Genomic DNA, 14,996 nt, shown 5'->3' with positions numbered 1-14,996 from the left:
CTCATGTCGCGCGTCGTCTCTGGGGCCGCCCACCGGCCAGCGCCTTCCGCACGTCCGCCCTGCGGCGGCCTTCGGAGCCTGCGGGGGACAGCGGGGCGTCGCCCGCGGCGAGGTGCCGTGCGAGCGTCCGCACCGTCGGGAAGCGGAACAGGTCCACCACCGGTACCTTCTTGCCGAGCGTCTCGGACAGCCGGGCCTGCACTCGCACGATGAGGAGCGAATGGCCGCCGAGGTCGAAGAAGTTGTCGTCGGCGCCGACCCGCCCCAGCGCGAGGACCTCGCGCCAGATCGCCGCGACCGCCTCTTCGAGCTCACCCGCGGGCGGGTTCCCGGTCGTCCGCGCCGGGGAAACGGGAGGCGGCAGCGCACGCCGGTCGATCTTGCCGCGCTCCCCGCGCGGAAGCCGGTCGAGGACGACGATCGCGGCCGGCACCATGTAGCCCGGCAACCGGCTCTCGAGGTGCGCGCGCAGTCCCTCCGCCGAGGCGCCGTCCGCGAGCGCGACGTACCCGGCGAGCAGGGGCGCGCCGGGCGTGTCCTCGCGCAGGAGCGCCACCGCGTCGCGCACGCCGGGGTACGCGGCGAGGGCGGTCTCGACCTCACCGAGCTCGATGCGGAACCCCCGGAGCTTGATCTGGTCGTCGCTCCGCCCGAGGAACTCCAGCACCCCGCCCGCACCGTGGCGCGCGCGGTCTCCCGTGGCGTACATGCGCTCGCCGGGCCGCCCCCAGGGGTCGGGGATGAAGTGCTCGGCGGTCCGCGCGGGATCACCGAGGTAGCCGTGCGAAACACCGGCGCCCGCGATGTACAGGTCACCGGGCACACCCCGCGGGACCGGCCGGAGCGCGGCGTCGAGCACATAGGCGCGCACGCCGGGGAGCGGACGGCCGATCGGGACCGCGGCGCCGGGGGACCGCACGGGCGACGGCGGCGCGGGCGGCTCGTGGACGGTGGCCGTGATCGTCGTCTCCGTGGGACCGTACGCGTTGAGCCAGCGGACGTGCGTGGGCGCCACGGCCTGCCAGTCGGCGAGTTTCCCGGCGTCGACGCGTTCGCTGCCGACGACGACGAGGCGGAGCGCGGGGCACGACGACGGCGGGTGCTGTGCCGCGGCGGACACCCACTCGTGCCAGTACGACGCCGGCAGGTTGAGCACCGACAGTCGCTCGCGCCGGGCCAGGGACATCAGCTCGTCGACGCCGGGCACGGGTCCCTCCGGGAGGAGGACGACGGTCGCGCCGCGCAGGAGGGTCGCGAAGAGCTCCTCCGCGGCCACGTCGAACGTGAGCGCCGCGAACTGCAGGACTCGGTCGTCGGAGGTGAGCGCGTAGCGCTCCGCGACCGCCTCCAGCGTGTGCGTGAGGTTGGCGTGTCCGACGCACACGCCCTTGGGACGTCCCGTCGTGCCGGAGGTGTACAGGATGTAGGCCGGTGCCGAGGGGTGCGTGACGTACGGCGCGCGACCGGCATGCGTGCCTTCTCCGGTCGCGGCCTCGATCGCGTCCTCGACGGTGGCGAAGGGCACCCGGTCGGACGGTGGCGCGCCGCCCGGACGCGACCCGAGGACGAGGACGGCCCGCGAGTCGCTCAGCACGTGCTCGAAACGCTCACCCGGGGCGCGGACGTCGACCGGGACGTACGCGGCGCCCGCTTTCAGGATCCCGAGGAGCGCCACCGGCCACGCCAGGCAGCGGTCCATCCGGACCACGACCGTGTCCCCGGCGCGCACGCCGTGGGCGCGCAGGTACGCGCACACGTCGTCGGAGCGGGCCGCCAACTCGGCGTAGGTGAGCGACCGGCCGTCCTGCGTCAGCGCCGTGCGGTCCGCCCAGCGCGCCGCGGCGGCGCCGAAGAGCCCGTGCAGCGTGGCGGCGCGCGGCGTGGGCGCGTCGTCCCCTGCCCCGGTGAGGGCGGCGAGTTCCTCGGCGCCCATCATCGTCAGGTCCCCCACCCGCGTCCCGGGGTCCGCCAGCGCGGACTCCAGCAGGGTCACGTAGTGCCCCATCATCCGCTCGACCGTCCCCCGGTCGAACAGGTCGGCGTCGTACTCGACGGAACCGCGCAGCTCCCCGGACGCCGACGGCGCCTCGTCCCACGCCACGGTCAGGTCGAACTTCGCGACGCGGCTCGCCGGTTCCCGCACCGACACCGCCAGTCCGGGCAGCGCGTCCGTGCTCACCGGCACGTTCTGCGTCGCGAGCATCACCTGGAACAGCGGCGTCCGGCCGGGGACGCGCGGCGGCCGGACCGCCGCCACGACCTGCTCGAACGGGACGTCCTGGTGCTCGTAGGCCGACAGTGTGCCCTCCCGCACCCGCGCCAGGACGTCCGTGAAGGTCAGCTCGTCCTCCCAGCGTGTGCGCGACACGAGCGTGTTGACGAAGAAGCCGATGAGATCCTCCAGCTCCGGGCGGGTGCGCCCGGAGACCGGTGTGCCGACGCTGACGTCCCGCACCCCCGCGTGGCGGCCCAGCACGAGCTGGAACGCCGCCAGGAGCGTCATGAACCGTGTCACGCCGTGGGCGCGGCTCACCTCGTCGAGGCGCCGGGTGAGGTCCGGCGGCAGGACCAGCGGGAACGCCTCGCCCACGTGCCGGGGAACGGGCGGGCGCGGGCGGTCCGTCGGCAGGTCCAGCGAGGGCGGCGCCTCCCGGAGGCGTTCTTTCCAGTACGCGAGCTGCGCCTCGCGCACCCCGCCGTCGAGGATCCGGCGCTGCCAGACCGCGTAGTCCGCGTACTGGACGGGTAGGGCCGGCAGCGGCGCCTTCTCGCCCCGCGCCGCCGACGCGTACAGCGCTCCGAGATCGCGGATCAGGACGCCCACGGACCAGCCGTCGGAGACGGCGTGGTGCATCGTGAGCAGGAGCACGGACCGCTCGTCCGCCAGCCGGAGCAGGCGGACGCGCAGCAGCGGCCCCGTCTCGAGGTCGAACGGCAGCTCCGCCTCGCGCCGCGCGAGGAGGTCCGCCTGCCGTTCGCGCTCCGTCTCGGGCAGCCTCCGGAGGTCCTCGGCCTCCAGACGGACGTCGGCGTCCTCGGTGATCAGCTGGATCGGCTCGCCGCCGTCGCCTTCGACGAGACGGGTGCGGAGCGACGCGTGGCGCCGCGCGAGCGCCCGGACGCCCTCGGCGAGGGCGGGCACGTCGAGCGCCCCCTCGATGGTCAGCACCAGCGGCACGTTGTACAGCGGGCTGCCCGGGGCGAGCCGGTCGAGGAACCACAGGCGCTGCTGCGCGAACGACAGGCGGTGCGGCCCCTCACCCGCCGCGGTGACGGGTGCGCGCGCCTCCGCGGTCCGCGCCGCCGTGACGCGTGCCGCGAACGCCTCGACCGTCGGCGCCTCGAACACGTCCCGCACGCTCACCTCCGCCCCGAGCCGCGCCGCGACGCGCGCCACGACCTGGGCCGCGAGGAGGGAGTGGCCGCCGAGCGCGAAGAAGTCGTCATGGGCGGAGATGTCCGGGACGCGGAGGAGCTCCTCCCAGATCCCCGCGACGAGTTCCTCCGCCGCGTCCCTGGGCGCGACGCGCGTCCCGGCCTGCACGCCGTCCGCGTCCGCCGGCGGCGGGAGCGCGCGACGGTCCAGCTTGCCGTTCGGGGTCAGCGGCAGCTCGGGGAGGGTCACGTACCAGGCGGGCACCATCGCCTCGGGCAGCCGCGCCGCGAGGTGCGCGCGCAGCTCACGCGGCTCGGCCGCCGCCGCTTCCGCCATGACGACGTACGCGACCAGGCGCCTGGCCTCGCCCTCACCGTGCACGTCGGCGACGGCCGCGCGCACGCCCGGGAACGTCGCGAGCACGCTCGCGATCTCCTCGGGCTCGATGCGGACGCCCCGGAGCTTCACCTGCGTGTCCGCGCGGCCCAGGTACTCCAGCGCTCCGTCCTCGCGCCAGCGCACCACGTCGCCGGTGCGGTAGAGGCGCTCGCCCACGCCGAACGGGCTCGGCACGAAGCGCTCCGCCGTGAGGTCGGGCCGCCCGACGTAGCCGCGCGCGAGACCGGCGCCGCCGAGGTGGAGCTCCCCGGGGACCCCCACACCCGCCTCGCGGCCGGACGCGTCGAGCACGTACAGGCGCGCGCCGGCGATGGGCCGGCCGATCGGGACGCGGAGCGCACCGGGCTCCACGTCCGCGACGTCGTGGGTGCTCGCGATGGTGGTGTCCTCGGTCGGGCCGTACGCGTTCACCAGGCGGAGGCCGGGCGCGGCCTTCCGCAGTGCGGCCACGCGCCTGGCGTCGGCCGCCTCCCCGCCGAAGAAGAGGGCGCGCAGCGGCGTGAACATGGACGGGTCGTCGTCCACGCACACGTGGAAGAGCGCGGTGGTGAGCAGCATCGCGGTGATGCCGTGCGCCTCGATGCGGGAACGGAGCGACCGGGGCGACAGGGCCTCGTCCTTGCGGACCCCGACGAGGCGGGCGCCGTTCAGCAGCGCCCCCCAGATCTCGAACGTCGCCGCGTCGAACGAGGTGTTGGCCACCTGTGCCATGACGTCACCGGGTCCGAGACCCAGGTGGTCCGCGTCGCACACCAGGTGCGCGATCCCGCGGTGGGTGACCGCGACGCCCTTGGGCCGGCCGGTGGATCCGGAGGTGTACAGCACGCACGCGCGCTGCTCCGGGTGGACGGCGCGCGGGCGCCGCCGCTCCCGGCCGGGACCACGCCCGGGAGCGGGGAGGCGGGTCACGTCCTCACCGTCCTCGTCGACCCGCACGACCGGCACGTCACCGGCGAAGGCGGCCTCCCGGTCGGCGAGCACGAGACGGGCCCCGCTGTCCTCGACCATGAACGCGAGCCGCGCGTCCGGGTGGCCCGGGTCGAGCGGCAGATAGGCCGCGCCCGCCATGAGGACGGCGAGCATGGCGGCGACGAGCGACGCCGACCGCTCCATGGCCAGGCCGACCACGTCCTCCGGCGCGACACCGTACCCGGCGAGCGCCTCCGCCAGGTGTTCGGCGCGGGCACGCAGCTCGGCGTAGGTGACGGTCCCGTCCTCGAACACCAGCGCCACGGCGTCCGGTGTCCGCCTGGCCTGCGCGCGGAACGCCTCCACCACGCTCCGCGCGCGGGCGCGGCCGGCCGCCGTTCCCCAGGCGGCAAGGAGCTCGCGTTCCTCCGGCGTGGTGTGCACGAGCTCGGACACCCGCGCCCCGGGGGCCGCGAGCGCGGACTCCAGCAGGGTCACGTAGTGGCTCGCCATCCGCTCGGCCGTTCCGCGGTCGAACAGGTCGGCGTCGTACTCGACGGAACCGCGCAGCTCCCCGGACGCCGACAGCGCCTCGTCCCACGCCACGGTCAGGTCGGGCGGCGCGACGCCGCTCGCGGCGCCCGGCACGGCCGGTCCCGGCGGTGCGCCGGTGCCGGCCGAGGGCTCCCGCATCGCGAGCATCACCTGGAACAGCGGAGTCCTGCCGGGGTCGCGCGGCGGCCGCACCGCCGCCACGACCTGCTCGAACGGGACGTCCGCGTGCTCGTGAGCGCCGAGCACCGTCTCGCGGACCCGCTCCAGCAGCGCGGTGAAGGCCGGGTCGTCCTCCCAGCGTGCGCGCAGCACGAGCGTGTTGGCCCGGGGGCGGGCGGCTCCGCCGGTCCGCGGGCCCTCGGCCCCGCGGACCGGTGTGCCGACGCTGACGTCCCGCACCCCCGCATGGCGGCCCAGTACGAGCTGGAGCACCGCCAGGAGCGTCATGAACCGCGTCACGCCGCAGGCGCGGCCCACCTCGTCGAGGCGCCCGACCGTGTCACGGCCGAGTGTCACGGCGAAGCGGTCTCCCGTGGAGCGCCGTACGGCGGGGCGCGCGCGGTCGGTGACGAGTTCGAGTGAGGGCGGCGCCCCTTCCAGGCGGTCCCTCCAGTACGCGAGGTCCTCCTCGCGCACGCCGGGCGAGTGATCCGCCGCCCGGCGTCTCCCGGTCGCTCTGTCGTCGCTCATGGCACGCGCTTCCTCGGAGGTGAGGGTGCGGCGGGAGCCGCTGCTTCCGGTCACGGCGGTCCTAGACCCACGCCGCGGGGCCGAGCGCCTGCGCGACCAGCGCGGCGAGGCCGGAGACCGCGGGCGGGCGCATGACACCGTGGTGGTCCGCGGCGACGGAGGCGAAGGAGAGGCCGGGCCCGACCAGGGAGCGCCAGCCCCAGGTGCGGTCCCGGTCCGGGACGACGCCGTCGGGCTCGGCGCGGATGAGCAGAACGGGGTAGTCCGGCGCCGGGTGCCGCGGTCCGTCCTCCTCGAAGTGCCGCTCCAGCGCGGTCATGTTCGCCGCGTACGCGTCGAAGAGGGTGCGCAGTTCCTCCTCCCCCGCGGTCGGCGGCAGGTGGCCTCCGATCTGCATGGCCTTGAGCAGCAGCTCGTACGCCGCCGGTCCCGGGGGCAGCGGCGACGGCAACTCCAGCTCGTAGTGCCAGGCGAAGCGGCCGATCAGCGTGGACTCCGTCAGCGGCTGCGTCTCCCGGGTGGCCTCGTCGTCCTCGTCGTCGTAGCCGGGGGCGGGGCAGTCGATCACGATCAGCTTGGCGACCTCGTGGCCGGCGCGGCGCAGCGCCCGGGCCGTCTCCAGGGCCATCAGCCCGCCGAAGCACCACCCGACGAGTACGGGCGGCCCGTCGCCGGAGGTGGCGATCGCCTCCGCGTAGCTCGCGGCCATCCCGGCGAAGTCCTCCTGCGGCGGCCTGCCGTGCAGTCCCCAGGCCTCCACGCCGACGATCCGGCGGTCCGCCGGCAGCAGGCGGGCGAGCTCCCAGTAGCTGAGCGTGCTGCCGCCGCCGGGGTGGACGCAGAAGACGGGGGAACCACCTTCGCCGTTGCGCAGCGGCACCAGGTTCGAATCCTGCCGGTCGCTGCCGCGCACCAGGTCGGCCATGGCCGCCACCGTCCGCGCGTTGAATATCGACGACATCGGCAGCCGGCAGCCGAAGGCGCCGTTGGTGCGGGAGATCAGCTTGATGGCGCGCAGGGAGTGGCCGCCGAGGTCGAAGAAGTCGTCCTCGGGGGAGATGTCGTCGATGCCCAGGACCTCGGCCCAGAGCACCAGCAACCGCTGTTCGACGGAGTCGCGCGGGCGCCCCGCCCGGGCGCGCTCCGACTCGACGGGGGCCAGCGCCCGCCGGTCGACCTTGCCGTTCCGTGTCAGCGGCAACCGTTCCAGCACCTGCCAGCCGGTCGGGACCAGGGCCGCCGGGAGCAGGCGGCCGAGGTCCGCCTGCAGGTCCTTGACCGCGGGGCCGTCGGCGTCGGCGCGGACCACGTAGGCGTCCAGGTGGGTGGCGAGGCCGTCGTCGTCCGTGCGCGCCACCACGGCGGCGGCGGTCACGCCGGGTCGCCTCCGCAGCAGTTCCTCGATCTCGCCGAGCCGCACCCGGTGGCCGCGGAGCTTGACCTGGTCGTCGAGACGGCCGATGATCTCGACGCCCAGGCCGGGTACCAGGCGGCCGAGGTCGCCGGAGCGGTAGCGGCCGGCGCCTCCCCTCTCCCCGAAGCCGGTCCCGCCCTCGCGAAGTTCGGCCAGGTAGCCCAGTCCCACGCCCGGACCGCTGATCAGCACTTCACCCGGGCACCACGGCGGCAGCGGGTTGCCCTCGTCGTCGACGACGGTCAGGGTGTTCTCCCCGAGGCCGGAGCCCACCGGGACGGAGGCGCACCGCTCGTCGACCGCCGCGGGCAGCGGCAGGCACGAGGCCCCGATGGTGGTCTCGGTGGGGCCGTAGTGGTTGTACACGCGCAGTCGCGGCGCGAGTTCCCGCAGCCGGGCGTGGAGTGAGGACGGGAGAACCTCCCCGCCGAGTACGAGCACCTCGCCCGGGAGCAGCGCCGGCGGGTCGCTCGCCTCGGCGAGCAGCGCCGACAGGTGCGAGGGCACCAGTTTCATGGCGCTCACCGGGTTCGCCCGGAGGCGTTCGGCGAGGGCCTCCGGGTCGGTGGCGGTGTCGGCGTCGACGAGGTGGACGCATCCGCCACCGGCGAGTGTGGGGAAGACCGCCGTGTAGGACAGGTCCGCGGCCAGGGTGGAGACGGCTGCGAATCCCGCGCCGTCGGGCAGGTCCAGGCGCTCCAGCACCGCCGCGGTGTAGTGGGCGAGCTGGTCGTGACCGATGACGACGCCCTTCGGCACTCCCGAGGTGCCGGAGGTGAAGATGACGTATGCGGCGCCGTCGGCGTCCGCCGCCACCGGGGCGGGGCCGCCCCGCGGGTCGTCCCGGCCCGGCAGGGGCACGGCGGTGACGGGGAGCGGGATGCCCGCGGCGGCGTCCGGCACGAGGGCCAGCGGGGAGGCCGACTGCCGCACCACCGTCTCGATCCGCTCCTTCGGCCATGCCGGGTCGATCGGGACGAACGCCGCCCCGGCCAGCCAGGTGCCCAGCATGGCGGCCAGGGTGTCCGCCGACGACGGGACCGCCACCGGTACGTGGTCGCCCGGCCGGACGCCGTGCCCGCGCAGCAGGGCCGCGACCGCCTCCGCCCGCCGCGCCAGCTCCCGGTAGGTCAGCACCTCGTCCGCGCAGCGGACCGCGGGACGGTCGGGGACCCGCCCGGCCTGCTCCAGGAAGCGGTACGGCACCGCCCGGTGGGCGTCCTGGACGACGGGTGTCCGGGACGGCGCCGCGGTGGGCGTCCCGGACGGCGCGGTCAGGCGCAGCACGCCGACGGCCCGCCCGGAGTCGGCCAACGCGTCGGTCAGGAGGTGCTCGAACGCCTCGGCGAACATGGCCAGGTCGGACGCGGTGACACGCGCGCCCGTGCCGGCGAAGGTCAGCGACAGGCTCTCCGGGCCCTGCACGCAGTCCAGGTGGAGGGCGCCCGGAAGCTCGGCCCTCCCGAAAGGCCCGGGCTCGGCCGCCGCGGCCCACCGGTCCCACCGGTGCCGGAAGGAGGGCACCGGCCCGGTGCCGTCGCCCCCGTCCTCGCCCGGGTCGCGGTGGCACTCGTGCGCCGCGGCGTCCCGCAGTGCGTCGGCCGCGTCCCGCGCGGCCCGGGCGAATGGGGCCTCCGGTGCGATCGGCAGGCGCACGGCCACCGGGCGCTCCAGCAGTCCCAGGACTCCGCCCAGCCCGTCGGCGGAGCGCCCGTCCGTGACCACGAGCATCCGGCCGTCGCCGCCGCGGGTGTAGCGGGCGTGCAGGGATCCCCACGCCGCGAGCAGGATCGCCGCCTCGCTCACCGCCAGCTCGCGGGCGGCGGTCCGCAACCGGGCCGGCACCGGGCCTTCGACCGTCACCGACAGCGTCTCGGGTACGGCGTCCCCGTCCCACCGGCCGGCCGGCGTGAGGAAGGGGACGGCCGCCTGCGTCCCGCTCGTCTCCTCCGGCTCCCCGGCGGTTTCGGAACGCTCCAGTTCCTCTCCGAGCCAGGCGGCGACGTCGGCGTACTGCAGTGCCTGGCCGTCCTCCGCGGCGCCGGCCGGGCGCTCCCCGAGCAGGAAACCCGTGATCATGCTCCAGGAGGCGCGGTCCACGCTGAGGCGCGGCAGCTCCAGGCGCAGGAGCGCGCCGTCCGGGGTGTCACGGTGCTCCACCGTGAGCTCACCCGCCCGGAGCACCGTGCCGCCGAGGGGCCCCTCCTCGGCCGAGACCGGGCCCGCCGGGTCCACCACCTGGACCGGTATGCGCAGTCCTGCGACCTCCGCATACCTGGTCCGCAGGATCTCGTGCTCCGCGACCAGCGTCTCCATGCGGGCCGCCAGCTCGTCCAGCGCGACGGGCGGGGCCGGGCGCACCGCGTGTACGGCTCGGCTCCGCGCGCCCTCCCGCAGGAAAACCGCTCGCTGTTGCGGTGAGAGCTGGTATCCCTCGATCCGATCGGGTCCGACCGCGGTCATCGTCGACCTCCCGTCCGTCCGTCGTGCTCGTCCGTCATCGCCACCAGGACTCGGCGCGGACCCCGGTAGGGGTCCCGGCCGTGGGAGACCAGCATGTTGTCGATGAGCATGACGTCGCCCTCCTGCCACGGCTCACGCACGGTCTCCTCGGCGTAGGCAGCTCTCACCCGGTCGAGCGTGGAGTCCGCGATGGGCTCGCCGTCGCCGTAGTAGACCTGCCGCGGAAGCTCTGATTCGTCCCCTTCCAGCAGCTCGGCGCGGACCTCCGGAGCCAGCGCGGAGGTGTGGAAGAGGTGCGCCTGGTTGAACCACACCTCCGCCCCGGTCGCCGGGTGCTCGATCACGGCCTGGCAGATCTGCGAGGTGCGCAGCCGGTCCTCGCCGTACCAGGTGAACTCGATATCCTGCGCCCGGCAGAGCGCCTCGACCTCGGCGCGATCGTCGGTCTCGAACGCCTGCTGCCAGCTGAGGTCGAATCCGGTGCCGTAGTTGCGCACGTACCGCACTCCGCGCTCGACGAAGGGGCGCAGGAGCGCGCGGTCCAGCCGCTCCGTGATCCGCCGGCTGTCGGCGAGCGGCGTCGCGCCGCCCTCCTGGGCCGCCGTCCCGCAGTAGAACCACAGGTGCTCCGGCCAGATCCGCGCGTAGGCCATCTCGTTGTGCTGCGGGATCGTCTGGTCGGCCGGGTACTCGGTCGACGTGTAGACGCCCGCCACGCCGGAGCGGCTTCGCGGGGTGGAACCGTAGGTGTAGTTCAGCAGCTTCGGCGACCACGCCTGGACGACGTTGTGGAACTCCTCGGGCCCGGAGACCTGGAATCCCCGGAACAGCACCGCCCCGCGCTCACGGAGCAGCGTCTGTACGCGCTCCCGGTTCGTGCGCAGCCAGTGTCCGAGGTCGACCGAGGGCGCCGTGGGCCGGACGACCGAGATGATCGGGTGCGGGCTGTGTGCGACGGATACGAGGTCGCTCGTGCCCGATACGACGACCCGGCGACGCGTCGCCGAGGCGCCCGGGGACAGCGGTGTGGTCATGGTGCTCCTCAGTGGTCGTGGGAGGGCCGGCGAGGCGACGTGTCGGTTGTGGCTTCCGCGGCGGCCTCGGTTTCCGTGGCCTCCGCGCCGCCGAGCCGGCGCACGCGGCGCACCGGTGACAGCAGCAGGATCACCGCGGGCAGGAGCAGTCCTCCTGCCGCGATCAGGATGGTCGGCCGGAGTCCCAGCGTGGAGCCGAGCGCGCCGCCGAGCAGCGCGCCCAGCGAGAGGGAGCCCCAGGCGAGCGTGCGCACGGTGGCGTTCACCCTTCCCAGCAAGTGGTCCGGGGTGACCACCTGGCGGAAGCTGATGACGGTCACGTCGAAGACCGGGATTCCGAAGAGGGCGATGAAGTTCGCGGCGGCCGCCGTCGCCACCGCCGCGAGGGAGTTGCCCTCCACGCTCGCGAGGATGAAGTAACCGACACCGGGCAGCGTCAGCGACAGCACCAGCGTCGGGCCGACGCCTATCCGGTCGCCCAGCCGGTCGACGGAGAGCGCTCCGAGGAGGGCTCCGGCGCTGCCCGCCGCGACGATCAGACCGACCTGGGCCGTCCCGATTCCCGCCTCCCGGATGAGGAAGAGGAACAGCACGGCCGTCAGAGCGCTGAGGAACAGCGCGGTGACGACGGCCGCGGTCGTGCACCAGCGCAGCAGGGTGTGCCTGCCGATCACGCTGAAGCCCTCGCGCACCGAGGCCCACACCGAGGGGGCCGGCCGGCCGGCTCCGGCGCGGGGCGCCGACGGCGCGTCCGCGGGCATCTTGACCAGCGCCAGGGCGGACAGGACGTAGCTGAAGGCGTCCACCGCGATCACCACCGGGGCACTGATCGCGCTGATCAGCACGCCCGCGATGCCGGGACCGGCGATCTCCGCGACCGACTCCGACACCTGCAGCTTCCCGTTCGCCTCCATCAGTCGTTCCCGGCCGACCAGGCCGGGCACGTACGACTGGTAGGCGAGATCGAAGAAGACGGTCATCGTGCCGACGACGAAGGCCACGAGGAACAGGTGGCCGATCGTCAGCAGGTCCAGCAGGTAGGCGATGGGGATCCAGGCCAGGGCGGCGCACCGCACGACGTTGGCCCCGATCAGTATCGGCCGCCGGGCCCGCCGGTCGACGAGGACCCCGACGAAGAGGCCGAACAGCAGGAACGGGAGCTGCTCGAGCGCGGTCAGGACACCCGTCTCCATCGGAGTCGCCTGGAGGATCACGACGGCGGTGATGGGCAGCGCCACGTAGGTGATCTGGGTCCCGAACATCGAGACGGACTGGCCGGCCCACAGCAGGGCGAAGCTCCGCTGCCGGAACAGTGAGCCGGGCCGGTTCGTCGTCGTGGTGAGGGCTTTCTCGGCGGTCATGCGACCCTCGGTTCCGCTGCCGTTGAGGCGAGGTTCATCAGGATCTCCTTACTCGTTCCGCCTGCCGCTGGACGGCAGTCGCGCCGCGCCCGCAGGCCGGCTGTTCCGGGGCGGCGGGAACCCGCCCGTTCCCTCGGCGGCGCTCGGCCGCCGGACGGTCCGCTGTCATGTGCGCACCCGCGCCCCGGCGAGTTCGGAGAGCCTGCGTGCGGGATCGGCGGCGGCAGCCGTGATCAGGGTGGTGAACTCGTCGGCGAAGCCGCGCACCGTGTCCTCCTCGAACAGCCAGGTGTCGTACTCGGCTCGCAGTCCCAGGTGGTCGCCGGACTCGATGACGTGGAAGGTGACGTCGAACTTCGTCGCCTCGACGGCGTCGGCCAGCTCCTCGACCGCGAGGCCCGCCATCTCCAGCGGCGCGTCGGGGACGTTCTGCAGTGCCAGCCACACCTGGAAAAGGGAGGTGCGGCCGTCACCGCGTTCGGCCACCTGCTCGGCGACGTGCTGGAAGGGGACGTCCTGGTTGTCGTAGGCCCGCAGCGTCCACTCCCGAACCCTGGCCAGTAGTTCGCCGAACGTGGGGTCGCCCGACAGGTCCGTCCTCATCGCCAGGGTGTTGATGAAGCAGCCGATCAGCGGCTCGACCGCCGAGTTCCCCCGGCCCGCGACCGGTGTCCCGACGACCACGTCCTCGCGGCCCGCGGCCCGGCCCAGGACAGCCGAGTACGCCGTCAGCAGCACCATGAACAGGGTTGTCCCCGTCCGCTGGGCCAGGCCGAGCGCCGCGTCCTTGGGGAACGTGACCGTGAAGTGGCGTCCCGGCGCCTGCGCTTGGCGCTGCCGGGGCCGGGGACGGTCGGTGGGCAGGCCCAGCTCGCGCGGCGCTCCGCGAAGCGCCCGCCGCCAATACTCCGTCTGCCGGGCGAACCGCTCCGCCTGGGCGCGCTGCCACAGCGCGTGGTCGCGGTACTGGACGGTGAGTTCGGGAAGGGACGGCCGGACACCGCGCCTTCCCGCGTTGTACGCCGTCGTCAACTCGTGAAGGAGGATCCCGATCGACCAGGCGTCGGTGACGATGTGGTGCAGCGTGACGTGCAGATAGTGCTCGTCGTCGGCGGCCCGCAGCAACAGCGGGCGGATCAGCGGTCCCGTCTCCAGGTCGAACGGCTCCGCGCTGACGCGGTCGATCAGGGCCTGCGGGTCCTGACCGGCCCTGTCCACGACCGGCAGGTCGAACGGGCCGGGCTCGTCGACCACCGCGGTGGGCTCCCCCTCGGGGCCGACGGGGTAGCGGGTGCGGAGGATGCCGTGCCGGGCCACCACCGTCCGCAGCGCCTCCGCCAGGACGGGGACGTCCAGAGCGCCCTTCAGGCGTAGCGTGAGCGGGACGTGGTATGCCGGGGACCGGTCCTCGAACATGTACGCCATCCAGAAACGCTCTTCGGCGAAGCTCAGCGGCCCGTTCCGCCGCCCGGACGCGGTGGGGAGCCCCTCCGCCGTGGCCGCAAGACCGGTGGGATCATCGGTCTCGGCGCTCCGCCCGGCGAGGCGTTTCGCCAGGAGCGCGCGCTTGGCCGGCGACAGGGAGTCCAGGCGCGCCTGCGAGGCGCGTCTGCGTTCCGTTCCGGCGCCGTGCCGTTCGGAGGCCGCCGTGGAGTGGTCCGCGCTGCCATGGGCGGTCATCGGCCCGCTCCCCGTTCGGAAGAGGGCGCTCCCTCCAGATGCGCCACGAGGCCGAGTGGTCGCATGTCCGTCCAATTCACGTTGACGTAGTCGAGGCAGGAAGAGCGGCCGGCCGCGCCGTGAACGGGCCTCCACCCGGCCGGCAGGGCCGCGTGCTCCGGCCAGAGCGCATGCTGGCCCTCGTCGTTCACCACCACAAAGAAAAGACTTTCCGAATCGTCGAACGGATTAGACATCAAGCCTCACTTCTCCGGGGCACCGGCCCCTCCGCTGGTCACGGGCAGGGCGTTCACAGGTCGGCCTTGGCCGAAAAGCAAGCTGAGTTTTGTCCGCCCCTCCGGGTCGGCGACCAGGACGATACGGAGTCGAATCGGAATCCGTCAACCAGGATCCAACACTTCACATAACGCATTTCCCAGATTTCGGAAAGTGACCGAGAAAGCAAATTCCGAGACCCTCGCCAGATCTTTGAATTCCACACAGAACCAGCAGGTAATATCGCTTAAGAAATGCGCCTATCGCAAAAGAGGAAACCACCGCCGATGCCCGGTCGTCATGCGGCAGGACACGCAAGAAGCCGTTCGAGCGAACAGTGGCACTGTCCGATCAGACACGGTGAAGAGCGCGAGAGCCCTCGCGCACAGACATCGGAAAAAGGCACACGAGAACATCGACGGCCCCCTTCGACCGTCGGTTCACCATTGTGGCCGGACTCGCTGAACATGCCGCCCCGAGGACCCGGGACAGCCCGAGAGCAGTCACATGAATCGCATGAGAAATCCCCCGGAAACACTCGTCTCATCGGCGATCGAAGCATGAGCCCCGATGCCGAAAGATTTCCATCCCCGTTCGACCGGCCTAGCTAAACACGCCCCATGTCCGATGTCAACGAATTCTCCTGAGACCCGCGGCGACGGGACCGTCCCATTCATGCCGACCGCCCGGAATTCAGAATGGGGCCTGAGCTGTGCCGTATCGCGCGGAGTCTCCGACGAATCCCGGAGGGTGACCGGCGCGGCCGCACATCGCCGGTCGCGCCTTTCCGTCCGGGCCGGCCGCCCACCGTGACATATTCGGTGTGAACAACCCGCGACGACGCTCGCCATCGGCCACGC

At 73.5% G+C, this 14,996-nt stretch carries 6 protein-coding genes; all 6 read right to left on the bottom strand.

Features of this window, described 5'->3' with window-relative positions; genetic code table 11:
• Nucleotide 1 precedes the first annotated feature (1 nt).
• Nucleotides 2–5,929, bottom strand: coding sequence for an amino acid adenylation domain-containing protein (locus tag ABD841_RS31075; protein WP_344979212.1), 5,928 nt, complete (start codon nucleotides 5,927–5,929; stop codon nucleotides 2–4).
• A gap of 61 nt (nucleotides 5,930–5,990) precedes the next feature.
• Nucleotides 5,991–9,806 (bottom strand): amino acid adenylation domain-containing protein, encoded by a 3,816-nt coding sequence (locus ABD841_RS31070; protein WP_344979210.1) that lies wholly within the window; start codon nucleotides 9,804–9,806, stop codon nucleotides 5,991–5,993.
• Nucleotides 9,803–10,840, bottom strand: a complete 1,038-nt coding sequence (locus ABD841_RS31065) for a TauD/TfdA family dioxygenase (RefSeq protein WP_344979208.1) — start codon at nucleotides 10,838–10,840, stop codon at nucleotides 9,803–9,805. The genes ABD841_RS31070 and ABD841_RS31065 overlap by 4 nt, the downstream gene beginning before the upstream one ends.
• An 8-nt stretch (nucleotides 10,841–10,848) precedes the next feature.
• On the bottom strand, nucleotides 10,849–12,201 hold the full coding sequence (locus tag ABD841_RS31060; RefSeq protein ID WP_344979206.1) for an MFS transporter: 1,353 nt from the start codon (nucleotides 12,199–12,201) through the stop codon (nucleotides 10,849–10,851).
• A 165-nt stretch (nucleotides 12,202–12,366) separates the two neighbouring features.
• Nucleotides 12,367–13,881 carry a condensation domain-containing protein gene (locus ABD841_RS31055; protein WP_344979204.1) on the bottom strand — a complete coding sequence of 505 codons (1,515 nt, stop codon included), beginning with the start codon at nucleotides 13,879–13,881 and terminating at the stop codon, nucleotides 12,367–12,369.
• Complete coding sequence (locus ABD841_RS31050) at nucleotides 13,878–14,117, bottom strand: MbtH family protein (RefSeq protein WP_344979202.1); 240 nt, start codon at nucleotides 14,115–14,117, stop codon at nucleotides 13,878–13,880. Before ABD841_RS31050 ends, ABD841_RS31055 begins: the two co-directional genes overlap by 4 nt.
• Between the last annotated feature and the right edge of the window lie 879 nt (nucleotides 14,118–14,996).

This window comes from Streptosporangium fragile (assembly GCF_039534445.1).
Lineage (GTDB): Bacteria > Actinomycetota > Actinomycetes > Streptosporangiales > Streptosporangiaceae > Streptosporangium > Streptosporangium fragile.
Note: the sequence above shows the minus strand (reverse complement) of the source record. Positions and strands in the feature narration are given on the sequence as shown.

Coding starts and splice junctions, on each gene's coding strand:
- ABD841_RS31075 (WP_344979212.1), bottom strand. CDS start 5,929: ATGAGCGACGACAGAGCGACCGGGAGACGCCGGGCGGCGGATCACTCG.
- ABD841_RS31070 (WP_344979210.1), bottom strand. CDS start 9,806: ATGACCGCGGTCGGACCCGATCGGATCGAGGGATACCAGCTCTCACCG.
- ABD841_RS31065 (WP_344979208.1), bottom strand. CDS start 10,840: ATGACCACACCGCTGTCCCCGGGCGCCTCGGCGACGCGTCGCCGGGTC.
- ABD841_RS31060 (WP_344979206.1), bottom strand. CDS start 12,201: ATGACCGCCGAGAAAGCCCTCACCACGACGACGAACCGGCCCGGCTCA.
- ABD841_RS31055 (WP_344979204.1), bottom strand. CDS start 13,881: ATGACCGCCCATGGCAGCGCGGACCACTCCACGGCGGCCTCCGAACGG.
- ABD841_RS31050 (WP_344979202.1), bottom strand. CDS start 14,117: ATGTCTAATCCGTTCGACGATTCGGAAAGTCTTTTCTTTGTGGTGGTG.